Source organism: Streptosporangium sp. NPDC049248 (assembly GCF_040678965.1).
Classification (GTDB): domain Bacteria; phylum Actinomycetota; class Actinomycetes; order Streptosporangiales; family Streptosporangiaceae; genus Streptosporangium; species Streptosporangium fukuiense.
The window spans coordinates 275,315-295,966 of sequence record NZ_JBFAQY010000001.1 but is presented as its reverse complement, the minus strand read 5'-3'; the positions used below and the strand labels follow the sequence as shown (position 1 = coordinate 295,966).

The 20,652-nt window shown below is 71.2% G+C and carries 23 protein-coding genes; 8 read left to right on the top strand and 15 right to left on the bottom strand.

Annotated features, from left to right (window positions below; translation table 11 throughout):
• Nucleotides 1-7 precede the first annotated feature (7 nt).
• Complete coding sequence (locus AB0K21_RS01460; RefSeq protein WP_343968235.1) at nucleotides 8-535, bottom strand: MarR family transcriptional regulator; 528 nt, start codon at nucleotides 533-535, stop codon at nucleotides 8-10.
• A gap of 107 nt (nucleotides 536-642) precedes the next feature.
• On the opposite strand from AB0K21_RS01460, the gene AB0K21_RS01455 reads away from it, so the two are divergent.
• Entirely contained in the window at nucleotides 643-1,701 is a 1,059-nt protein-coding gene (locus tag AB0K21_RS01455; protein ID WP_343968238.1) for an alkene reductase, read from the top strand.
• A gap of 105 nt (nucleotides 1,702-1,806) precedes the next feature.
• Here AB0K21_RS01455 and tsaD read toward each other — a convergent pair whose 3' ends face one another.
• The 12 genes from tsaD to glmS all read right to left on the bottom strand — a co-directional run bounded on the left by tsaD (nucleotide 1,807) and on the right by glmS (nucleotide 13,724).
• Nucleotides 1,807-2,838 (bottom strand): tRNA (adenosine(37)-N6)-threonylcarbamoyltransferase complex transferase subunit TsaD, encoded by a 1,032-nt coding sequence (gene tsaD, locus AB0K21_RS01450; RefSeq protein ID WP_364146956.1) that lies wholly within the window; start codon nucleotides 2,836-2,838, stop codon nucleotides 1,807-1,809.
• The gene (rimI, locus tag AB0K21_RS01445; RefSeq protein WP_343968243.1) at nucleotides 2,831-3,283 is read right to left on the bottom strand and encodes a ribosomal protein S18-alanine N-acetyltransferase; all 453 of its coding nucleotides are present in this window, start codon (nucleotides 3,281-3,283) and stop codon (nucleotides 2,831-2,833) included. The genes tsaD and rimI overlap by 8 nt, the downstream gene beginning before the upstream one ends.
• Complete coding sequence (gene tsaB, locus AB0K21_RS01440) at nucleotides 3,280-3,963, bottom strand: tRNA (adenosine(37)-N6)-threonylcarbamoyltransferase complex dimerization subunit type 1 TsaB (protein WP_343968246.1); 684 nt, start codon at nucleotides 3,961-3,963, stop codon at nucleotides 3,280-3,282. The genes rimI and tsaB overlap by 4 nt, the downstream gene beginning before the upstream one ends.
• A gap of 116 nt (nucleotides 3,964-4,079) precedes the next feature.
• A complete protein-coding gene (locus tag AB0K21_RS01435; RefSeq protein WP_343968248.1) occupies nucleotides 4,080-4,634 on the bottom strand; it encodes a class F sortase in 555 nt (184 codons plus the stop codon).
• 6 nt (nucleotides 4,635-4,640) lie between these two features.
• The gene (locus AB0K21_RS01430) at nucleotides 4,641-5,318 is read right to left on the bottom strand and encodes a hypothetical protein (RefSeq protein ID WP_364146952.1); all 678 of its coding nucleotides are present in this window, start codon (nucleotides 5,316-5,318) and stop codon (nucleotides 4,641-4,643) included.
• A gap of 169 nt (nucleotides 5,319-5,487) precedes the next feature.
• Nucleotides 5,488-5,985: a tRNA (adenosine(37)-N6)-threonylcarbamoyltransferase complex ATPase subunit type 1 TsaE gene (tsaE, locus tag AB0K21_RS01425; RefSeq protein ID WP_343968253.1), complete on the bottom strand. Its 498-nt coding sequence runs from the start codon at nucleotides 5,983-5,985 to the stop codon at nucleotides 5,488-5,490.
• Nucleotides 5,982-7,058, bottom strand: a complete 1,077-nt coding sequence (locus AB0K21_RS01420; RefSeq protein WP_343968255.1) for an alpha/beta hydrolase — start codon at nucleotides 7,056-7,058, stop codon at nucleotides 5,982-5,984. Before AB0K21_RS01420 ends, tsaE begins: the two co-directional genes overlap by 4 nt.
• A gap of 20 nt (nucleotides 7,059-7,078) precedes the next feature.
• On the bottom strand, nucleotides 7,079-8,206 hold the full coding sequence (gene alr, locus AB0K21_RS01415; RefSeq protein ID WP_343968257.1) for an alanine racemase: 1,128 nt from the start codon (nucleotides 8,204-8,206) through the stop codon (nucleotides 7,079-7,081).
• Nucleotides 8,203-9,798, bottom strand: a complete 1,596-nt coding sequence (locus tag AB0K21_RS01410) for an NAD(P)H-hydrate dehydratase (protein WP_343968260.1) — start codon at nucleotides 9,796-9,798, stop codon at nucleotides 8,203-8,205. Before AB0K21_RS01410 ends, alr begins: the two co-directional genes overlap by 4 nt.
• Before the next feature lie 10 nt (nucleotides 9,799-9,808).
• On the bottom strand, nucleotides 9,809-10,159 hold the full coding sequence (locus AB0K21_RS01405; protein ID WP_030912838.1) for a holo-ACP synthase: 351 nt from the start codon (nucleotides 10,157-10,159) through the stop codon (nucleotides 9,809-9,811).
• A 129-nt stretch (nucleotides 10,160-10,288) separates the two neighbouring features.
• The gene (locus AB0K21_RS01400) at nucleotides 10,289-11,704 is read right to left on the bottom strand and encodes an alkaline phosphatase PhoX (RefSeq protein ID WP_364146948.1); all 1,416 of its coding nucleotides are present in this window, start codon (nucleotides 11,702-11,704) and stop codon (nucleotides 10,289-10,291) included.
• 178 nt (nucleotides 11,705-11,882) lie between these two features.
• Nucleotides 11,883-13,724: a glutamine--fructose-6-phosphate transaminase (isomerizing) gene (gene glmS / locus AB0K21_RS01395; RefSeq protein WP_343968266.1), complete on the bottom strand. Its 1,842-nt coding sequence runs from the start codon at nucleotides 13,722-13,724 to the stop codon at nucleotides 11,883-11,885.
• 122 nt (nucleotides 13,725-13,846) lie between these two features.
• Here glmS and coaA point away from each other — a divergent pair, with 122 nt between their 5' ends.
• From coaA to AB0K21_RS01360, 7 genes are all read left to right on the top strand, one after another.
• Nucleotides 13,847-14,782, top strand: a complete 936-nt coding sequence (gene coaA, locus AB0K21_RS01390) for a type I pantothenate kinase (RefSeq protein ID WP_343968269.1) — start codon at nucleotides 13,847-13,849, stop codon at nucleotides 14,780-14,782.
• Nucleotides 14,783-14,916: 134 nt separating this feature from the next.
• Nucleotides 14,917-15,444, top strand: coding sequence for a DinB family protein (locus AB0K21_RS01385; RefSeq protein ID WP_364146944.1), 528 nt, complete (start codon nucleotides 14,917-14,919; stop codon nucleotides 15,442-15,444).
• Nucleotides 15,445-15,490: 46 nt separating this feature from the next.
• Nucleotides 15,491-16,441, top strand: coding sequence for a DUF389 domain-containing protein (locus tag AB0K21_RS01380; protein ID WP_364146942.1), 951 nt, complete (start codon nucleotides 15,491-15,493; stop codon nucleotides 16,439-16,441).
• 74 nt (nucleotides 16,442-16,515) lie between these two features.
• Complete coding sequence (locus tag AB0K21_RS01375) at nucleotides 16,516-17,421, top strand: ABC transporter ATP-binding protein (protein WP_364146939.1); 906 nt, start codon at nucleotides 16,516-16,518, stop codon at nucleotides 17,419-17,421.
• Nucleotides 17,414-18,292: an ABC transporter permease gene (locus tag AB0K21_RS01370; protein ID WP_343968277.1), complete on the top strand. Its 879-nt coding sequence runs from the start codon at nucleotides 17,414-17,416 to the stop codon at nucleotides 18,290-18,292. The genes AB0K21_RS01375 and AB0K21_RS01370 overlap by 8 nt, the downstream gene beginning before the upstream one ends.
• Nucleotides 18,289-19,203, top strand: coding sequence for an ABC transporter ATP-binding protein (locus tag AB0K21_RS01365; RefSeq protein ID WP_343968279.1), 915 nt, complete (start codon nucleotides 18,289-18,291; stop codon nucleotides 19,201-19,203). Before AB0K21_RS01370 ends, AB0K21_RS01365 begins: the two co-directional genes overlap by 4 nt.
• A 2-nt stretch (nucleotides 19,204-19,205) precedes the next feature.
• Nucleotides 19,206-19,922, top strand: coding sequence for an ABC transporter permease subunit (locus AB0K21_RS01360; protein WP_343968282.1), 717 nt, complete (start codon nucleotides 19,206-19,208; stop codon nucleotides 19,920-19,922).
• A gap of 64 nt (nucleotides 19,923-19,986) precedes the next feature.
• On the opposite strand, the gene AB0K21_RS01355 is transcribed toward AB0K21_RS01360, so the two are convergent.
• Entirely contained in the window at nucleotides 19,987-20,295 is a 309-nt protein-coding gene (locus tag AB0K21_RS01355; RefSeq protein WP_364146936.1) for a hypothetical protein, read from the bottom strand.
• A gap of 9 nt (nucleotides 20,296-20,304) precedes the next feature.
• Nucleotides 20,305-20,640, bottom strand: coding sequence for a hypothetical protein (locus AB0K21_RS01350; protein WP_364146934.1), 336 nt, complete (start codon nucleotides 20,638-20,640; stop codon nucleotides 20,305-20,307).
• Between the last annotated feature and the right edge of the window lie 12 nt (nucleotides 20,641-20,652).

Below are 20,652 nucleotides of genomic sequence, written 5' to 3'. Positions count from 1 at the left end.
GGTGCCGTCAGCCGGTCCGAGCGGCGTCGAGGGCCTGGTCCCCGGCCGGGTCCCGCACACCCGCCTCGCGGCACAGGTTGCCCCTGACCACGCCGAGCAGGGAGGTCAGCTCCTTCGTCTGCTCCTCCGTCAGCCCCCGGGTCATCCGGCGGTGCATCTCGGCGAGGACCCGGTCCACCTCGGGGCGGAGCGTGTGCCCCCTGGGGGTGATCTCGACGATGCTGATCCGCCGGTTGGCCGGGTCGGGCCTGCGGCTGACGAAGCCGCTGCGCTCCAGGCGCTGCAGGGTCTTGGTCATGGTGGACACGTCGATGCCGACGATCTTCGCCAGCGCGTTCTGCGACTGGGGGCCGTTGTCCCACAGGGCGCCCAGCACGCGCTCCTGGCCGGGGTAGAGATCGATCTCCCCGAGGAGGCTGGCGAGCAGGACCCGGTGCCCCCGGGCGGCGTAGGCCATCAGGCAGTTGAGGTCGGCGTCGTACTCACCGCACTCCCTGGTCGCTTCGCACCTCTCGTCGAACAGCGGCTCCGCCATGTTCAGGTCCTTCCGTCCTCTCCGAGACTATCGCTTGCATGTTGGCCGACCAAGTTGTAGAACTGCTTATTGGCTAGCCAAGTTGGCCAGCCAAGAAAGGGATCGTCATGCCGTTCTCACCGTTCACGCTGGCCGGCCTCCAGTTGCCTAACCGCCTGGTCATGGCACCCATGACCCGCTCGCGGTCCTACCTCGACGGGATCCCCTCGTCGCTGACCGCCCTCTACTACGCCCAGCGAGCCTCCGCGGGCCTGATCATCACCGAGGGGGTGCAACCCAGCCAGGCCGGAAAGGGGTACATGGACACCCCGGGACTGCACACCGACGAACAGGTGGCGGGATGGCGGGAGGTCACCGACGCCGTCCACGCGGCGGGCGGCAGGATCTTCGCCCAGATCATGCACTCCGGCCGGATCGGCCATCCCGACAACACCGGCGCGCTGCCCGTCGGGCCGTCCGCCGTACGACCTGCGGGGCAGATCTTCACGCCCAGCGGCCTGCAGGACCACCCCACCCCCCGGGAGCTGACCACCGCCGAGGCGGAGACGACCATCCAGGACTTCGCGGACGCCGCCGCCCGCGCCATGGACGCGGGCTTCGACGGGGTCGAACTGCACGGCGCCAACGGCTATCTCATCCATCAGTTCCTGTCGCAGAACGCCAACCTGCGCGAGGACCGCTTCGGCGGCTCGGTGGACAACAGGATCCGCTTCGCCGTGGAGACCGCGCGGGCGGCCGCCGACCGGATCGGCCCGTCCCGGGTCGGCATCCGGCTCTCGCCCGGCAACGGGGCGGGTGACCTGGTCGAGGAGGACCGGCACGAGGTCTACCCGGCGCTGGTCTCCGAGCTCGCCGATCTCGACCTGGCCTACCTGCACCTGAAGGTGGACGGTTCGGACGACCTCGGCCTGGAGATCCGCAAGTCCTGGCCGAACGCCCTCATCGTCAACGACGCGTCGATAGGCGACCCGGCCGCCAGGGTCTCGCACTCCCTGGAGCGCGGCGCCGACCTGGTCTCGCTGGGCGCGTCGTTCCTGGCCAATCCCGACCTGCCGGTCCGCCTCCGTCTCGGCGCCGAGCTCAACCAGGCCGATTTCAGCTCGGCCTTCGGCGGCGACCACCGCGGCTACACCGACTACCCGGTGCTGGCTCTGCACTCCGCGTAGGAGCGGTGCGACAGCGCCTCGAAGGCCCCCCGTACAGCCGCCGCCCACGGGGGCGCGGCGGCCCGGGACAGCGCCTCGAAGTGCCCCTCGACAGCCGTGAGCCCGTCACACGTGAACCGTGGTGACGGGCAGCGAGGAGTCGGCGGGGATGTCCAGCGGCGACGGCTCGATACCTGCCGCCACCAGATCGGAGCCCAGCGCCGCCACCATGGCACCGTTGTCTGTGCACAGCCCGGGACTGGGGACCCGGAGCCGGACCCCGGCCGCCTCGCAGCGCTCCTGCGCCATCGCCCTCAGCCGGGAGTTGGCCGCCACCCCGCCACCGATCAGCAGGTCACCGACGCCGTACTCGGCACACGCCCGCAGGGCCTTGCGGGTCAGCACGTCGACGACGGCCTCCTGGAAGGACGCCGCCACGTCGGGCACGTGGATCGACTCGCCCGTCTTCTCCCTGGCCTCCACCCACCGGGCCACGGCGGTCTTCAGGCCGGAGAAGGAGAAGTCGAGCGTCCCGTCGTCGTACTTGCCGCGCGGGAACGCGATGGCCGCGCCGGAGCCGTCGCGAGCCACCCTGTCGATGTGCGGCCCGCCGGGGAAGGGCAGGCCGAGCACCCTGGCCACCTTGTCGAACGCCTCGCCCGCGGCGTCGTCCACGGTGGACCCCAGCGAGACGACCTCCCTCGCCACGTCGGGCACCAGCAGCAGGGACGAGTGCCCACCGGAGACCAGCATGGCGATGCACGGCTTGGGCAGGGCTCCGTGCTCCAGCTGATCCACCGCGACGTGGGCCGCCAGGTGGTTGACGCCGTACAGCGGGACGCCCAGACCCAGCGAGTACGCCTTGGCGGCGGCGACGCCGACGAGCAGCGCACCGGACAGCCCCGGCCCGGCGGTGACCGCGATCGCGTCGATGTCCGCGAGGCGCAGGCCCGCCCGTTCCAGTGCCCGCTCGACGGTCGGGGCCATCGCCTCCAGGTGCGCCCTGGAGGCGACCTCGGGCACCACCCCGCCGAAACGGGCGTGCTGCTCGACGCTGGAGGCGATGGCGTTGGCCAGCATGGTGTGCCCCCGGACGATTCCCACCCCCGTCTCGTCACAGGAGGTCTCGATGCCCAGGACCACCGGTTCGTCACGCATGGAGATCCTTTCTCATCATGATCGCGTCGGTGCCGTCCTCGTAGTAGCGGAGGCGCATGCCGATCCGCTCGAACCCGAACCTGTCGTAGACCGCCTGCGCGCCCGGGTTGTCGGCGCGCACCTCAAGGAAGACCGAGACCGCGCCCCTGCGCTCGGCCTCGGTCAGCAACTCGGTCAGCAGGGCGCCGCCGATGCCGCTCCGGCGCCACTCGGCCAGGACCGCGATGGTCTGCACGTCGGCCTGGTCCCCCGCCGCGGCGAGGCCCGCGTAGCCGACGATCGCCTCCTCGGCCAGGGCCACCACGTAGTGCCTGGTCCTCGGCTGGTCGTCCAGTTCGCCGCGGAGCATGCCCTCGCTCCAGGCGTCGGCGGGAAAGGTCCTGCGCTCGATCTCCATGACCGCGGGCAGGTCGTCGAAGGTCATCTGACGGAGCGCCGTCGTCATGCGGAGACCTTCTTGGGCGCCGAGGGCACCCGGGCGTCGGGACGGCGCAGGTAGATCGGGTGGGGCAGGCCGAGCACGGGGTGGGTGCCGCTCTCGACGACCGTGTCGACGTCCGGCTCGCCGAGCTGCTCGGCGGCCAGCGCCGCCAGCGCGCCCGCGTGGGGATACTCCGGCGCGTCCAGCAGCCGGGAGGCCCCGACGACCTCGGCGTACATCCGCGCGCCCGCGCCGACCAGCGGGAGCTCCCCCGGCAGGTCCTGGGGGCGGTCCACCGCGGGGCCGGACAGCCGGGTGCGCATCTCCTGGTAGTGCCCCCAGAACACCTCCTTGCGCCGGGCGTCGGTGGCCACCAGGAACGGCTCGGTCAGCCCGCTGCCGTAGGCGAGCGCGTCGAGCGTGCACACGCCGTACGCCGGGACGCCCAGTGACGTCGCGAGGGCCTGGGCGGTCATCAGGCCGACCCGGAGCCCGGTGTAGGGGCCGGGGCCGGAGCCCGCGACGACCGCGGTGACGTCGCGGAGCGAGGCTCCGGCCTCGCTCAGGACCGTCTCGATCGTGGGTACGAGCAGCTCGCCGTGGCGGCGCGCGTCTACCGTCGTCGACTCGGCGAGGACCCTCGCACCGTCGTGCAGCGCTGCTGTGACGGCGGGGGTTGCGGTGTCAAAGGCCAGGACCAGCACGAACAGTTAGCCTAGTCCTTCCGGGGAGGGCTCAGGAGCGCCACCCCGGTGGGGCGCGGGGGAACGCGGGCGGGAGCCCGCCCGCCACTCCCCGCACGGGCCTCGGGCGGGTGGGCTCAGGTCTTGACCAGGGTGGCGTAGACGATGAGGTTGTCGCGGTATTCGTGGTTGTCCCAGTCGAAGGTCCCGCCGCAGGTGATGAGCCGCAGGCCGTCCTCAAGGTAGACCTTGTCGGCGGGGAACCGGCTCTTGCTGATCTGCTCGATCGTGTCCACCCGGTACTGGGCGACCTTGCCGTCGCTGCGCACCACCTTGATGACCTGTCCCTCCCGCATCTCCTTGAGCCTGTAGAAGACGGCGGGCGCGGTCTTGGTGTCCACGTGCCCGAGGATCACCGCGGAACCCTCGTCCCCGGGGACCGCGCTGTCCTTGACCCAGCCCGCGCTGTCCGGCTTCTCGTACGGCGGCAGTTCGATCCGGCCGTCCTGCACGCCGAGCTTCATCAGGGGCGCCTTGATGCCCAGGGACGGGATGTCGATGCGGCTGGGCACGACCGAGGCCCGGGCCGGCGGCTTCTCCTCGCCGCCGCCCCTGCTGTTGAGCGCGACCATGACGGCGCCGGTGACGACTCCGGCCAGGACGATCCTGGACCAGCGGGTGGAATCGGCCATCGGGGACTATGAGCGGCGGCGACGCACGACCGCGATGCCGATGCCGCCCGCCAGGGCGAGGGCGAGCAGGACGCCCGTCGTGCCGATCGGCCCGCCCGAGTCGGCGGGGCCTCCCGCCGCGGTGCCGCCGCCGCCCGTGCCCGGCGCCTCGGTGCTGATGATCGTCCTGGTCGGCTTGGAGGTGGGCTTGGACGTCGGGCTGGAGCTCGGCTCGGTGTCGGCCACGATCCTGAGGTTGGTCTTGCCCGTGTCGTTGGTCCCCTCGCACCTGGCGTTGACCTCGTAGACACCGGCGGCCACGCCGTCGGCGACGGTGGCCTGACCGCGGACCCACGGGCGCGGCGTCGGGCTGGCGGTGTTCGCCGGGGCCGGCGTGGGCGTCGCGAGGATCGGGTCGAGGGTCACCGGGGTGCGGAAGATCCGGGAAGACGCGGTGCCGCGGTGCTCGGGGCCGCCCTGCGGGATCGGGCAGTTCGCCAGGACCCACACCTTCTGCCCGGCCTTGGCGCGGGCCGGTTGGAGCTGGACCTCGATGTCCTGCCGGCTGATGCCGGAATCAGGTGGGGCGGAGGTGGGTGTACTCGTCGGGCTGCCCGAGTTGGCCTCCGCCGAACACCCGACCAGCCCGGCCATCCCGAAAAGGACGATGGCTCCCGCAACCGCGACACGCTTGACGCTTGGCACCGTCGAACTCCACTTCGCCCTCCGGCCGACGACCCTCGCCCGGCACGATGTCCCACCTGTTCCCCATTAAACATGGGCAAACCCGCCAGAGTCGATCAACGCGCCCGACGATCTAGACCAATGGGGCGGGGTACCAGCCTGTCAGGATTTCCCGGCCCCCGTGGGGAAATCAGATGACACCTTCCCAGCGGGGTCCGATCCCGCGGAGGGTCACGGTCCGTTCCTCACCCGGCTCGCCGGACGCGCCCCTGCCGATGAGGATCTCCAGCCGGTCCTCGGCGAGCCCCTCCACCAGGCCCTCGCCCCACTCGACCACGGTCACCGACTCCTCCAGCGAGGCGTCCAGGTCGAGGTCGTCGACCTCCAGGTCCCCGCCGAGGCGGTAGGCGTCGACGTGGACCAGCGCCGGACCGCCGGAGAGCGAGGGGTGCACCCGGGCGATGACGAAGGTCGGCGAGGTGATCGGCCCGCGTACCTTGAGCCCCTCGGCGATGCCCTGCACCAGGGTCGTCTTGCCCGCGCCGAGCGGGCCCGACAGCACCGCCAGGTCCCCCGGCCGCAACAGCCCGGCCAGCCTCCGGCCCAGTTCCCGCATCTCCTCGGCGGTCGCCACGACTCTCACCGGTGCGTCACTCCCGTCACCACTCCTACCCGTGTCCGGGCTCATCGGTTCTCGTCGCCCGCGTCGGTGTCGGCGATCGCCCGCTTGAGCAGCTCGTGCAGCGCGTTGTTGACGAGCGCCGGCCGCTCCAACTGGACCAGGTGCGAGCTCTCCGGGATCTCGGTGAACCGGGCGCTCGGCAGCGCCGCCGCCATCGCCTTGCTGTGCTCGACGGGGGTGAGCCAGTCCTTGTCGCCGACCATGATGGAGGTGGGCACCTCGTCCAGCACACCCAGCGCGCTCAGCTTGTCATGCGACATCAGCGCCGGGTAGAACTCGGCGATCACTTCGAAAGGGGTGGAACGGATCATCGACTCGACGAAGTCGACGACCGTGGGACTGACGTTCTGGGAATCGCCGAAGCCCAGGTGGCGCAGGGCCAGGAAGGCCACGTCATTGCCGACCTGGCGGCTCTTGTCGACCAGCGCGCCACCGCGCCTCAGGATCGACACCGTGCCCGGCGTGACCTTGTGCACCGCCTTGGACAGCAGCGCGGGCAGGCCGAGGGAGATCTCGCCGAGCTTGCCGGGGGAGGTGGAGATCAGCGCGACACCCTTGATCTTGTCGCCGAACAGCTCGGGGTGCCGGTCGGCGAGCGCCATGATCGTCATACCGCCCATGGAGTGGCCGACGAGCACGCACGGACCCGGCACCAGCGCCTCGACGATCTCGGCGAGGTCGTCGCCGAGCCGGTCGATCGAGCAGTCCTCCGTCGGGATGCGCGGCGAGCGCCCGTGGGAGCGCTGGTCCCACAGGACCAGGCGGTGGGCCTCGCCCAGATCACGCCGCTGGTAGTGCCAGGAGTCGAGGTTGAGCGTGTAGCCGTGGCAGAACACCACGGTCAGCGGGGCGTCCTGGAGGCCGTCCACCTCGGCGTACAGCGGTACGCCGTCGGAGGTGGTGACCGTGGTGGGACGCCCCCGAAGCTCGCCGAGCGGCTCGCTCGCCTCCGGGTCGGGACGGAGTCTGATGCGGCCGACGGCGTACCGCTTGGCGAGGGCCCCGGCGGCCACTCCCGCGGACGCGACACCGACGATCGCGCTCGCGATACCGACCTTGCGCCGTGCGGTAATACTCATGCGCCCCCCTGAGCTTCCTTTCACCGGTAAACGCGTGGGACCCGCGAACCGATCCCGGTCACGATCTCATGCGTGATCGTGCCGAGGGAATCCGCCCATTCCTGTGCGGTCGGCTCGCCCCGCGATCCGTCACCGAACAGGATCACCTCGTCGCCCTCGGTCAGCCGGTCGTCCCCTACGTCGATCATGAACTGGTCCATGCAGACCCGACCGGCGATCCGCCGCCTGCGGGCACCCGCCAGCACCTCCGCCAGGTTGGTGGCGCGCCGCGAGATCCCGTCCGCGTACCCGAGCGGGACGAGACCAAGCGTGGTCTCCCGATCCGTGACATACAGGTGGCCGTACGACACACCCGACCCGGCGGGCACCCGCTTGACCAGCGCGACCCGCGCCACGAGCGTCATCACCGGACGCAGCCCGAAGTCGCCGAGCTCGGGCACGGGGCTCAGCCCGAAGGTCGCGATCCCGGGCCGGACCATGTCGTAGCGCGCCTGCGGCAGCGTCAGGGTGGCCGCCGAGTTGGCGATGTGCCTGATGACGTGGGAACCTCCGGCACCCGCCTTCTCCGCGACGGCCAGCGCCTCGTCGAACGCCATCAGCTGGGCCACGATGGACGGATCTCCCGGGATGTCCGCGCAGGCGAAGTGGGACCAGAGCCCGACGATCTCGACGGTCCCCTCGGCCCGCCGCCGCAGCGCCCGGTCGAGCAGGTCGGGCCACTCGTCCGGCGTCGCACCGCCACGTGACATGCCGGTGTCGGCCTTCAGATGCACCCTGGCCGTCCGGCCGGCCAGGGCCGCGGCGTCGGCGATCGCGTCGACCACCGCGGCCGAGCCCGCCGACAACTCGATGTCGTGCTCGACCGCCTGCTGCAGAGGCTCGCCCGGCGGGAGGATCCACGAAAGGATCGGCGCGGTGATCCCGGCGGCCCGCAGCTGGAGGGCCTCACGGACGTAGGCGGTGCCCAGTCGCCCGGCCCCGCCGGAAAGGCAGCCGCGCGCGGCGGGGACCAGCCCGTGCCCGTAGGCGTCGGCCTTGACCACCGCCATCATCTCGGCGCCGGGAGCGTGGCTCCCGAGCAGCGCCAGATTCTCGCGGATCGCCGAGAGGTCCACCCGTGCCTCGGCGGGAGTCATCGGGAAGCTCATCGGTCCAGTTTGGCAGGTGAGCGGCCCTGCCTGAGCCCGTTGACCAACGACCGCACCGTCTCCGGCAGGGCCTCGGCGACGTCGGAGGCGGCGAGAGGACCGCGCCGACCGGCGATTCCGTGCAGGTAGGCGGCGCAGGAGGCCGCGTCGTAACCGCTCAGCCCCGCGGCCAGCAGCGCGCCCGCCACGCCGGCCAGCACGTCGCCGGTGCCGCCGGTCGCGAGCCAGGGACTTCCGGTGGGGTTGATCCTGACCGGCCGCCCCTCCCGCGCGACCAGCGTGGTCGAGCCCTTGAGCAGTACGGTCACCTCCAGCTCGGCCGCCGCCCGCCGGACGTTCTCCAGGCTCCGTGCCTCGATCAGCTCCCTCGGCACCCCCGTCAGGCGGGAGAGCTCGCCGGCGTGCGGGGTGATCAGGACGGGCGCGTCCCGGCGGAGCAGTGACCGCTCCTGGGCCACCAGGGTCAGCGCGTCGGCGTCGACGAGCACGGGGACGTCCTCGGCCAGCACCGAGCGGGCGATGGCGCGCGCCTCGTCGCCGGTGCCGAGCCCGGGACCGAGCACCCACGCCTGCACCCGGCCCACCTCCTCGACGCCCTCGCCGGGGGCGAGCGTGGTGATCACCGCCTCGGGCCAGTGGGCCCGCACCTGGGCCACCGGCTCGGCGCTCCCCGCGTAGCGGACCATCCCCACCCCGGCCCGCAGTGCCCCGCCCACCGCCAGCACCGCCGCGCCGGTGTAGTGCTCGCTGCCCGCCGCGATCCCGACGACGCCCCGGCGGTACTTGTCGGAGGAGGCACCGGGTCTGGGCAGCAGGGCGACCACGTCGGCGTCCGTCAGCGCGACCGCGTCGGGTTCCGGCAGGTGAGGGCCGAGACCGATGTCGACGAGTTCCGTCCGGCCCGCGTGTCCGGCGCCGGGATCCACCAGCAGCCCAATCTTCCACGCTCCGAACGTGACCGTGGCGTCCGCGCGGACCGCCGCGCCCTCCACCTGGCCGCTGCTCGCGTCCACCCCACTCGGCAGATCCACCGCGACGACCTCGCCGGGCGCGTCACCCGCGAGCCGGGCCAGGGTCGCGTACGGCTCCCTGAGCGCCCCGGTCCCGCCGATCCCGAGCATCCCGTCCACGATCAGGTCCGCCGCGCCGATCAGGTCGCGGACCGTCCCGCCCACCACCGCGTCGTCATCCGTCACACCGTCCCCGGGCGCTCCCGGGAGGCTTCCCGCCACCGGCCGGCCGTTCGGGGTGGTCGCGGAGGTGGCGGCTTCGCCGCCGGGCAGACCGGTCACCCGGCCGCCCGCGCGGCGCAGGGCCGCAAGTCCCGCCTCGTGGACACGCCTCCCGGCGATGATCGCGTCGACCCCGGCCCCCCTGGCCGCCAGGCGTGCCCCGGCGTACAGGGTGTCGCCGCCGTTGTCGCCGCCGCCGACGAGCAGTACGACGCGGGAGCCGTACACGCCGCCGAGCATCCTGGCGCAGACCACCGCGAGCCCGGTGGCCGCCCTCTCCATCAGGGTGCCCTCGGGCAGGGTCGCCATCAGCGCCGCCTCGGCCGCCCTGATCTGGTCGGATGTGTACGCGGTTCGCATTCCACCGAATTTATCCCTCGGCGATCACATAGGCGATGGCGACACCCCCGTCGTGCGTCAGGGAGACGTGCCACCTGACCACGCCCAGGGCCAGGGCGACGTCCGCCACCTTGCCGGTCACCCGCAGTTCGGGCCGCCCGTGCTCGCCGGTGAGCACCTCGGCGTCCAGATGCCGCAGCCCTGGGGGCGCGCCCAACGCCTTGGCGACGGCCTCCTTGGCCGCGAACCTGGCGGCCAGCGACTCCGTCGCCAGCGCGCTCTCGGCGGCGGTGAACAGGCGCCCCCGCAGCGCGGGCGTCCGCACCAGGGTCGCCTCGAACCTGGCCACGTCCACGACGTCGACGCCGATCCCAACGATCATTTCCCCAGGTTACCGACGATCTTCGCCGGCCACCCACCCCGGCCGCCCGCCCCGGCCGCCTGTCGTCACGGACGTCGTACGGCCGGCCCCGGAGCGGGTCACGCAGGCCGGCGGGGGCCGGCGGGGAGGTCAGAAGCCGCCGCGCTGCCAGGGCCCCCAGATGGCGAAGCTCATCCCCGCCGACGACTGGACGTTGACGTAGAGGGTGTGCCCGCCGGGACCGAAGGTCGAGCCGGCGAACTCGGCACCCGAGTCCCCGGCGACGGGGGCCAGCCGGGAGAAGTCGAAGATCTCGCCACGGCTGGTGAGACCGCGCAGGTAGTTGTCGCCCGCGCCGTCCTCGCACAGGACCAGCGTGCCCCGGGGGCTGGCGGTGACGTTGTCCGGCAGGTCGAGGGTGACCGAGCCCGGCGACTCGTAGACGAGCCTGAGCCTCCCGCTCCACGTCTCGTACGCCCACACCTGGCCGCGCCCCTTGCCGAAGCCGCTGGGCGGGGTGTCGCCGGACGCGGTCGCGCCGCCCTGGGTGGAGGTGAAGTAGATCGTGCCGTGGTGGTTGATCGCCCCTTCCAGCCGGGAGAAGATCGCCGCACCCTTGGCCCTGCCCTGGTTGCCGACCGCCTGGACCGCGAGGTCGTTGACCGGGGTGCCGATGAAGGTGGGGTCGGGGTCGTCGATGTCCACCCAGGTGGTCTGGTAGGCGGCTCCCTTGGGCTGGCCGAGCGAGAGGTCCTTGCCCGGCGCGCCCCGCACGGCCAGCATCTGCAGTCTGCCGCCGTCGAGGATGCGACCGGCCCGGAGCGGGTTCTTCGGAGGCAGGTAGCGGTAGAACCCGGAGGCGAACGCGAAGTTGTCCTCGGTGAGGTAGACGGCGCCGGTGAACGAGTCGAACGCGGCCGACTCGTGGGCGAACCGCCCGGCGCTCCTGATCGGCCCCGAGGCCCTGCCGTCGATCGGGACCTCGAAGATGTAGCCGTGCTTCTGGGTGAGCTTGCCGTTGTCCTGGCCGGTGAAGTCGTTGCCCACGTCCGGCCCGTTGACCGTCTCCTCGCAGGTCACCCAGGCGCCCCAGGGCATCGGGCCGCCCGAGCAGTTCATCTGGGTGCCGGTCAGGCTGGGGGCCGCGGAGATCACCTTGCCGTAACGGGTGACCCTGAGCGTGGAGGTGCCGCCGCCCGCCGCCGGGTCGTAGGCCATGGCCGGGTCGCCGAACGCGCCGACCGGGCCGTTGACCTCGTGGTTGCGGACGAGGATCGCGGTGTTCCCGGGCCCGCGGAACGCGGCCATGCCGTCGTGCCTGGAGGGGACGGTGGAGCCGTCGCCGAACCTGTCCCCGGCGACGCTGAAGGAGGCGTAGCGGAAGCCGTCGGGCAGGTGAAGCCGGATCGCGCCGTCCCGCTCGTCGGCGACCGGCTTCAGCGGCCCGTACCCGCCTCCGGGGCGGGTCTCCCCGTTCACCCCCGCCCGCGCGACACCGGCGAACGGCCCGGCCACCCCTGCCGCGGCCAGCGCGCTGCTACCGGCGAGGAAACGACGACGATCCATCTTGCGACTCCCTGAGGTCCGGTGGATTCACGTCACGTTAATCCGCGGTCAGTAGTCCGCTATATGGCATATATCGACAATTAATCATGCAAGAAGGCGGGCAGCTCCTGTTCCCACTTCTGCCCCTCGGTAATCCATAGGGGTTGTCCACAGGTTGTGGACAACCCCTGTCCGGGGTTCACTCCACCGTGACCGACTTGGCGAGGTTGCGGGGTTGGTCGACGTCGTGCCCCTTGGCGGTGGCCAGCTCGCAGGCGAAGACCTGGAGCGGCACCGTGGCCACCAGCGGCTGGAGCAGGGTCGGCACGGCCGGAATGTGGATCAGCGTGTCGGCGTACCGTTCGACCACGTCGTCGCCCTCCTCGGCGATGACGAGGGTTCTGGCGCCCCTGGCCCTGATCTCCTGGATGTTGGACACGATCTTGTCGTGGATCACCCGCTGGCCGGCCAGCGAGGGGACGACGACCACGACCGGGAGCCCCTTGTCGATCAGCGCGATCGGGCCGTGCTTGAGCTCCCCCGCGGCGAAGCCCTCGGCGTGCATGTAGGCCAGCTCCTTGAGTTTCAGCGCTCCTTCCAGCGCGACCGGAAAGCCCACGTGCCGCCCGAGGAAGAGCACGCACCGCTCGTCGGCCAGCGATCTGGCCAACGCGCGGACCGGTTCGACCGTCGAGAGGACCTCGCTCACCTTCGACGGCATCTCCGCCAGCCGGTCGACGATCTGAGTGATCTCGTCGCCGAACTTCGTGCCCCGGACCTGCGCGAGGTAGAGCGCCACCAGGTAACAGGCCACCAGCTGGGTGAGGAAAGCCTTGGTGGAGGCCACCGCGACCTCCGGGCCCGCGTGCGTGTAGAGGACGGCGTCGGACTCGCGGGAGATCGTGGAGCCGTTCACGTTGCAGACCGCCAGCACCCGGGAGCGCTGCCCGCGCGCGTGCCGTACCGCCATGAGCGTGTCCATCGTCTCGCCCGACTGGCTGATCACGACGACCAGCGTGTCCCGGGTGAGGATCGGGTCGCGGTAGCGGAACTCGCTGGCCACCTCGACCTCGCAGGGCAGCTGAGCCCAGTGCTCGATGGCGTACTTCGCGATGAGCCCGGCGTGGTACGAGGTCCCGCAGGCCACCAGGATGATCTTGTTGATGTCGCGTAGCTCCTGGTCGGACAGGCGCATCTCGTCCAGCACCAGCAGGCCGTCCTGGCCGACCCTGCCGAGCAGCGTGTCGGCGACGGCCCTGGGCTGCTCGGCGATCTCCTTGAGCATGAAGTGGTCGTAGCCGTCCTTCTCGGCGGCCGAGGCGTCCCAGCCGATGTGATAGTCACGCGTCTCGGCCGGAGCCCCCTGGAAGTCGAAGACCGTGATCTTCGAGGGACGCAGCTCGACCACCTGGTCCTGCCCCAGCTCCACCGCCTCGCGCGTGTAGGCGATGAAGGCCGCCACGTCCGAGCCGAGGAAGTTCTCCCCGTCTCCCCTGCCGACCACCAGCGGCGAGTTGCGCCGCGCCCCCACCACCACCTCGGGCTCGTCCACCGAGACCGCGAGCAGCGTGAACGCCCCCTCCAGCCTCAGGCAGACCCGGCGCATCGCCTCCGCCAGGCCACCTGCGGCGAACTCCTCCAGCAGGTGCGCCACCACCTCCGTGTCGGTCTCGGAGACGATCCGGTGGCCCTTGTCCTCCAGCTCGCTCCTGAGCACGGCGAAGTTCTCGATGATCCCGTTGTGGATGACCGCGATCCGCCCGTGACAGTCGGCGTGCGGGTGGGCGTTGCGGTCGGTGGGCGCCCCGTGGGTGGCCCATCTGGTGTGCCCGATCCCGACCGTCGACGGCGGCGCGGGCCGCGAGAGCAGCGCCGAGCGCAGGTTGGCCAGTTTCCCCGCCCGTTTCTCCACGACCAGGCCGCCGGGTCCGACCAGTGCGATTCCCGCCGAGTCGTACCCCCGGTACTCCAGCCGGCCCAGTCCCTCGACGGCGACCTCGATCGCCTGCCGCTGTCCCGTATATCCCACTATGCCGCACATGACCTACCCCCTTCCCTGAGAGATCGGCCACCTTGTCTATGGAGAACCCCCCAGACACCCCAAGAATCCCGCCCGGCACCCGGCAGGATCGTACGCGGAGGCGATCAGTAGGCTTGCTGAACATGGCCAACGGTTTGGACACCGCGACACCGTACGTGCAGCTGAGCCGGGCTCAGTGGAGCGACCTGCGGAAGAACACCCCCCTGACGCTCACCGAGAGCGAGCTGGAGGAGCTGCGCGGCGTCGACGACCCGATCGACCTGACCGAGGTCACCGACATCTACCTGCCGCTCACCCGGCTGCTCAACCTGCACTTCACCGGAGTCAGGCAGCGCAGCGCGGCACTCAACACCTTTCTCGGCGGCGAGCGGCGGACGGCCCCGTACGTCCTGGGCATCGCCGGCAGCGTCGCGGTCGGCAAGTCGACCACCGCCAGGCTGCTGCACACCCTGCTGGCCCGCTGGCCGGAGCACCCCCGGGTGGACCTGATCACCACGGACAGCTTCCTGTTCCCGAACGAGGTCCTCACCGCCAGGAACATCATGCACAGGAAGGGTTTCCCGGAGAGCTACGACCGGCGGGCCCTGGTCAGGTTCGTCGCCGACGTCAAGGCGGGCCTGCCCGAGGTGACCGCCCCGATCTACAGCCACCTGGAGTACGACATCGTGCCCGGTGCGACCCAGACCATCCGCCGGCCCGACATCCTCATCGTCGAGGGTCTCAACGTGCTGCAGCCCGCCCCGCCCACCGCGCTGGCGATCAACGACTACTTCGACTTCTCCATCTACGTGGACGCCAAGGTCGAGCACATCCGCGACTGGTACGTGGACCGCTTCCACAAGCTGCGGCAGACCGCCTTCGAGGACCCGAAGTCCTACTTCAGGCACCTCGCCGAGCTGTCCGAGGAGCAGGCGACCGAGTTCGCCGAGGGCATCTGGCGCGACATCAACGAGCGCAACCTCCTGGAGAACATCGCCCCCACCAGGGGCCGCGCCGACCTGGTCCTGCACAAGAGCGCCGACCACTCGGTCAGCCGGGTCCGTCTCCGCCGCATCTGACCTTCCTCCCCTTCCGCCTCCCAGGATCAGCGGCCGCCCCGGCCCTCGTCGACAGCGCGCCGGTGGATCCGGCCGTTTCCCGGCGGCCGGAAAACGGCTTCCTGAACGGACCGGCGGTGTGACAAGGTCGGCCGATGCCTGTTTCCCGTGCCGAACTGCTCCGCTGGCAGTTCGATCTGACCTGGTCGCTGTTCGAACTCCATCTGGAGCGGCTGCGGCCGGAGGACTTCCTCTGGGAGCCCGCGCCGCACTGCTGGACGGTGCGCCCGGGCGTCGACGGGACGTGGGTGCCGGACTGGGAGGACGCCGAACCCGACCCCGTTCCGGTCCCCACCCTCGGGTGGGTCACCTGGCACCTCGGCTGGTGGTGGACGGTGACCATCGACCACGCGCGGGGGCGAGCGCCACGTGACCGGGAGGAGATCGGGTGGCCGGGCGACGGGCGGGCCACCGTCGACTGGCTACGCGGCCTTCGGGTGGAGTGGCTGGCGGTGCTGGATCGGCTCACCGACGCCGACCTGGACACCACCGCCCCCTTTCCCTGGCCGGACAGCCCCGAGCTGACCGTCGCCCACATGACCGCCTGGGTCAACTCCGAGCTGATGAAGAACGTCGCCGAGATCGGCCAGTTCCGCCTGCTCCGCGCCGCGTCCGCCGGGTGAATTCTCCGGGGTTCAGCGAACCGCCCACAGGTCCTAGGGTTGGCCCGTGTTGCATCTGCGCGTGATCAGCCCGCCGGAACTGTCGGACGGGGTGTTGGAGGTGCTCGAAACCTGCGTCGGCGTGGTCAACATCGTGGTGCTTCCCGGTGCCGCGCGCTCCCCCGCCGGGGACCTCGTCCAGTTCGACGTCGCCCGCGAGGCCGCCAACGAGGTGATCGAGCACCTGCAGCGGCTCGGCCTGCACTCCGAGGGGTCGATCGCGGCCGAGGAGGTCGACCTGTCGATCTCGGAGGTGTCCGAGCGCGCCCAGGAGGAGGCGCCCGGCGACGGGGACGACGCGGTGGTCTGGGCGGAGTTCGCCCAGCGGGTCGGCGACGACTCCCGGCTCACCTGGGCCTTCCTCGCGTTCCTGATGATCGCCACGCAGATCGCGGCGATCGGGGTGATCGTCAACTCGCCGATCCTCATCGTCGGCGCGATGGTGCTGGGGCCGGAGTTCGGTGCGATCGCGGCCATCTGCTTCGGCCTGATCCGTGCCGACCGGCTGCTGATCGGCCGCGCGCTCCGTACCCTGGCCGTGGGCTTCGCCGCCGCCCTCGTGATCACCTTCGCCTGCGCGCTGGCCTGGCGGTGGCTGGGCTGGATCGACAGCGGCTCGCTGCGGACCGGGCACGAGGAGATCGAGTTCATCGTCAAGCCCGACAGGTGGTCGTTCATCGTGGCGCTGCTCGCCGGGGCCGCCGGGGTGCTCTCGGTGACCGCCGGCAAGTCCTCGGCGCTGGTCGGCGTCTTCATCTCGGTCACCACGGTCCCGGCCGCGGGCTACTTCGCGGTCGCCGCCGCGCTGTCGCGCTGGGGTGACATGGGCGCGTCGGCCGTCCAGCTCGGGGTGAACGTCGCAGGAATGATCATCTCCGGGATGCTGACGCTCCTCGTGCAGAGGGCCTACTGGTCCCGGTTCGGCATGCGGCTTCCGGCACCCCCCGGCAGGCGGTGAACCGCCCTTTTGGACGAGAGGGCCTCCTTCGTATGACTGAGGTGTCCGCGCGCGGCGGCGGATAGTGTCCCGGTATGACTATCCTCGCGACCGAGGGACTGACCAGACGTTTCCCCCGGGTGACGGCGCTCGACCAGCTCACCGTCACCGTCGGCCCCGGCGTGACCGGTCTGGTCGGCGCCAACGGCGCGGGCAAGTCCACGCTGATCAAGATCCTGCTCGGCCTGCTCGAACCCAGCGCCGGCCGCGCCCAGGTACTGGGCATGGACACCGCGACCAGGGGCGCGGAGATCCGCCGGATCGTGGGCTACATGCCCGAGCACGACTGCCTGCCGCCCGATCTGTCCGCCACCGAGTTCACCGTGCACATGGCTCAGATGTCCGGCCTGCCGCGCACCGCGGCCCGCGAGCGCGCCGCCGACGTGCTGCGCCACGTCGGGCTCTACGAGGAGCGCTACCGCGCGATGGGCGGCTACTCCACCGGCATGAAGCAGCGGGTCAAGCTGGCCCAGGCCCTGGTGCACGACCCGCGCCTGGTCCTGCTGGACGAGCCCACCAACGGCCTCGACCCGCAGGGCCGTGACGAGATGCTCGCGCTGATCCGCAGGATCGGCTCGGAGTTCGGCATCAGCGTGCTGGTCACCTCCCACCTGCTGGGCGAGCTTGAGCGGGTCTGCGACCACGTCATCGTGATCGACGGCGGCAAGCTGCTGCGCTCCTCGGCCATCGGGGAGTTCACCCAGCAGACCCAGAGCGTGACCGTCGAGGTGGAGGAGGGCCAGGACGCGCTCGCGGCCCGGCTGACCGAGTTGGGCGAGACCGTGACCCCGCACGGCAGGATGCTGCTCGTCCACGTCCGCGCACCGGAGACCTTCGACGTCCTCCGCGACGCCGTCTGCGAACTCGACCTCTGCCTCGTCCGCCTGGAGCAGGGGCGCCAGCGCATCGAGGACGTCTTCAGGGAGCCGGCCAATGTCTGAACCCACGGGTGTCATCCACGACATCGGATACCGCCACTACGACGGGGCGCGGCTCGGCCGGGGCCACGCCACCGCCGCGCTGGCCGTGCACAGCCTGCGCGGGATCTTCGGGCTCGGCCGCACCGCCCGCTCCAAGATCATTCCCTTCATGCTGGTGGGCGTCATGCTCCTGCCCGCCGTTGTGTCCATCGCGGTCATGGCGCTGATCAAGCAGGAGGGGATGCGCTACACCGAGTACGCGGTGATCATGCAGGCCGTCCTCGCGATCTTCCTGGCCGCACAGTCGCCGTACGCCGTCGCCCCCGACCTGCGCTTCCGGGTGCTACCGCTCTACCTGTCGCGCCCGGTGACGCTCTGGGACTACGTCGGGGCGAAGCTGGCGGCGATGACCGCGGCGATGTTCCTGCTGCTGGCGGTGCCGCTCACCGTGCTGTTCATCGGCGAGGTGGTCATCGACCTGCCGGGCGACACGCACACCGTCGAATACCTCACCGGCATGGCCGGCGCGGCCGGCTACGCGCTGCTGCTGGCCTGCCTCGGCATCGCCATCGCCTCGTTCACCCCCAGACGCGGTCTGGGCGTGGCCTCGGTCATCGCCCTCTACCTGCTCGCCTCCGCCGTCTCCACCGTGCTGTTCGGGGTGCTGGAGTCGATGGGCAACGACGCCGCCGCCGCGTGGGCCTGGCTGATCAACCCGTTCTTCCTGGTGGACGCCGCCGTGCACGTCGGAATCTTCGGGGCGACCCCCGCCTCGAACGTCATCTACCCCTCGGGCGCGGGCAGCCTGGTCGCCGGAGTGATCATGATCGTGCTGATCGGCCTGTCCGTGACGGCCCTGATCGCGCGCTACCGGAAGGCGGCCTCCCGATGAGGATCGAACTGGCACAGGTCTCCCGCTGGTACGGCAACGTGGTCGCCGTCAACGACATCACCATGACCGTCGGCCCCGGCGTCACCGGGCTGCTCGGCCCGAACGGCGCGGGCAAGTCCACGCTGCTGCACATGATGGCCGGGTTCCTGGCGCCCTCGGGCGGCACCGTCACTCTGGACGGCGACCGGATCTGGCGCAACCACCAGATCTACCGCTCCATCGGCCTGGTCCCCGAGCGCGAGGCCGTCTACGGCTTCCTCACCGGCTGGCAGTTCGTGCTGTCCAGCGCGAGGCTGCACCGCCTGCCCGACCCCGAGGACGCCGCCGGCAAGGCACTCGCCCTGGTGGAGATGGAGAGCGCCAAGGACCGCAGGATCGAGACGTACTCCAAGGGCATGCGCCAGCGTGTCAAGGTGGCCGCCGCCCTGGTGCACGACCCTCAGGTCCTGCTGCTCGACGAGCCGTTCAACGGCATGGACCCCCGCCAGCGCCTGCACCTGATGGACCTGGTCGGCGCCATGGGCGCGGCGGGCAAGACCATCCTGTTCAGCTCGCACATCCTGGAGGAGGTGGAACGCGTCGCCCAGCACATCGAGGTGCTGGTCGCGGGCCGGCACGCCGCCTCCGGGGACTTCCGTGAGATCCGCCGCCGGATGACCGACCGCCCGCACCTGTTCAGGGTCCGCTCCAGCGACGACCGCCGCCTGGCGTCCGCGCTGATCGCCGACGCCTCCTCGGGCGCGGTCTCGCTGACCGCGGCGGGCCTGGAGGTGCAGGCGGTCGACTTCCGGCGCTTCACCCGTCTGCTGCCCAGGGTCGCCAGGGACGCGGACGTACGCGTCTGGCAGGTCTCCCCCGCCGACGAGGACCTGGAGAGCGTCTTCTCCTACCTGATCAACAGGAGCAGCTGATCATGAACGGTGTCATCGCCGGAATCTCCTACCGGGCCCTCCTCGGCCGCCGCCGGATCTGGCTGCTGATCATGCTGCCCCTGGTGCTGGTCGCCATGGCGGCCCTGCTGAACCTCATCGGCGCCGCCGACGAGCGGACCGCGGTCACGCTCATGCGGACCTTCGCCATCGGCACCATGCTGCCGCTGCTCGGTCTGATCGCCGGGACCGGGGTGATCGCCCCCGAGATCGACGACGGCACGATCATCCACCTGCTGGCCAAGCCGATCTCCCGCCCGGTGATCGCGCAGACCAAGTTCGCGGTCGCCGCCTCGATGCTCGCGCTGTTCGCCGCCGTACCGACCTTTGTCGCGGCCTACCTGCTGGTCAACCTCGAATCCGGGATCGCCTACGGCTTCGCCCTCGGCGCCCTGGTGGGCGGGATCGCGTACGCGGCGGTGTTCATGCTGCTGGGCGTGCTGACCCGGCACGCGGTCACCATCGGCATCGTCTACGCGCTCGTCTGGGAGGGTGTGGTGGGCAACTTCGTCCCCGGCGCCCGGAGGTTCTCCATCCAGCAGTGGGCCCAGTCGATCGCCGACCAGGTGTCCTCCTCGCCGTTCTTCTCCACCGAGATCACCCTCGGCTTCGCCGTACCGGCCCTGCTGATCATCACCGTCGGCGCGGTGGTCTGGTCGGGCCAGCGCCTCCGCGGCTTCTCCCTCACCGGCGACGAGTAGGCCCTGTGCACCCCCACGGCCGGGGGTGCACAGGTACGCGGGTCCATGAGGCCGGGCGCGATCGTTACGAGGACGACCGCCCCGGTTGACGGCGGAGTCCGGTTCGGCGGAAGGCCAGGAGCACGGCCAGGGCCAGCAGGCCGGCGCCCGCGCCCGCGTACCACAGGCGGCCCGTCACGGGGCCGGCCGCCTCGTGGGCGGCCGCCTCGGCGGCCGCACCGGCCGGCAACCGGTCGGAGTGGGTGGCGCAGACCAGGGGCCTGTCGTCCGTCCTGACGCTCGCACAGGCGACGGTGGCCAGGCGGAGCAGGTCCTGGGGGGTGTCTCGCACCTCGGCGACGGTGTGGAAGACGACCTTCTCACCCGCCGGCACATCGGCGGTCTAGAGCACCTGGCCCGCCTCGGCCCTGCCCTGGCCGTCGGCCGAGACGAAGTGCAGGCCGGTCGGCAGGCTCTGGGTGATCCTGAGTCCACGCGCCCTGTCCGCGCCGATGTTGTCGACGGTGACGGTGTAGGTGAACCGGTCCCCCTCCTCGGCGGTGGTCTGGCCGTTGTCGATGCCGATGCTCAGCCTGGGGGCGGCCATGACGGCCGCCTTCCCCTCCTTGCCGTCGGGATGCGGTTTGCGGGTGAACGCCGCCGAGGGCGTGGCAAGGGTGACGACCAGGACCGCGCCGAGCCCGCAGAGAGCGGCGGCACACCGTGTGATCACTGCCATGGCTTGCTCCTT

Bases quoted from the DNA above. Each gene is read 5' to 3' on its own strand.
- AB0K21_RS01460 (WP_343968235.1), bottom strand. From the start codon at position 535: ATGGCGGAGCCGCTGTTCGACGAGAGGTGCGAAGCGACCAGGGAGTGC.
- AB0K21_RS01455 (WP_343968238.1), top strand. From the start codon at position 643: ATGCCGTTCTCACCGTTCACGCTGGCCGGCCTCCAGTTGCCTAACCGC.
- tsaD (WP_364146956.1), bottom strand. From the start codon at position 2,838: ATGCGTGACGAACCGGTGGTCCTGGGCATCGAGACCTCCTGTGACGAG.
- rimI (WP_343968243.1), bottom strand. From the start codon at position 3,283: ATGACGACGGCGCTCCGTCAGATGACCTTCGACGACCTGCCCGCGGTC.
- AB0K21_RS01435 (WP_343968248.1), bottom strand. From the start codon at position 4,634: ATGGCCGATTCCACCCGCTGGTCCAGGATCGTCCTGGCCGGAGTCGTC.
- tsaE (WP_343968253.1), bottom strand. From the start codon at position 5,985: ATGAGCCCGGACACGGGTAGGAGTGGTGACGGGAGTGACGCACCGGTG.
- AB0K21_RS01420 (WP_343968255.1), bottom strand. From the start codon at position 7,058: ATGAGTATTACCGCACGGCGCAAGGTCGGTATCGCGAGCGCGATCGTC.
- alr (WP_343968257.1), bottom strand. From the start codon at position 8,206: ATGAGCTTCCCGATGACTCCCGCCGAGGCACGGGTGGACCTCTCGGCG.
- AB0K21_RS01410 (WP_343968260.1), bottom strand. From the start codon at position 9,798: ATGCGAACCGCGTACACATCCGACCAGATCAGGGCGGCCGAGGCGGCG.
- AB0K21_RS01405 (WP_030912838.1), bottom strand. From the start codon at position 10,159: ATGATCGTTGGGATCGGCGTCGACGTCGTGGACGTGGCCAGGTTCGAG.
- AB0K21_RS01400 (WP_364146948.1), bottom strand. From the start codon at position 11,704: ATGGATCGTCGTCGTTTCCTCGCCGGTAGCAGCGCGCTGGCCGCGGCA.
- glmS (WP_343968266.1), bottom strand. From the start codon at position 13,724: ATGTGCGGCATAGTGGGATATACGGGACAGCGGCAGGCGATCGAGGTC.
- coaA (WP_343968269.1), top strand. From the start codon at position 13,847: ATGGCCAACGGTTTGGACACCGCGACACCGTACGTGCAGCTGAGCCGG.
- AB0K21_RS01385 (WP_364146944.1), top strand. From the start codon at position 14,917: ATGCCTGTTTCCCGTGCCGAACTGCTCCGCTGGCAGTTCGATCTGACC.
- AB0K21_RS01375 (WP_364146939.1), top strand. From the start codon at position 16,516: ATGACTATCCTCGCGACCGAGGGACTGACCAGACGTTTCCCCCGGGTG.
- AB0K21_RS01370 (WP_343968277.1), top strand. From the start codon at position 17,414: ATGTCTGAACCCACGGGTGTCATCCACGACATCGGATACCGCCACTAC.
- AB0K21_RS01365 (WP_343968279.1), top strand. From the start codon at position 18,289: ATGAGGATCGAACTGGCACAGGTCTCCCGCTGGTACGGCAACGTGGTC.
- AB0K21_RS01360 (WP_343968282.1), top strand. From the start codon at position 19,206: ATGAACGGTGTCATCGCCGGAATCTCCTACCGGGCCCTCCTCGGCCGC.
- AB0K21_RS01350 (WP_364146934.1), bottom strand. From the start codon at position 20,640: ATGGCAGTGATCACACGGTGTGCCGCCGCTCTCTGCGGGCTCGGCGCG.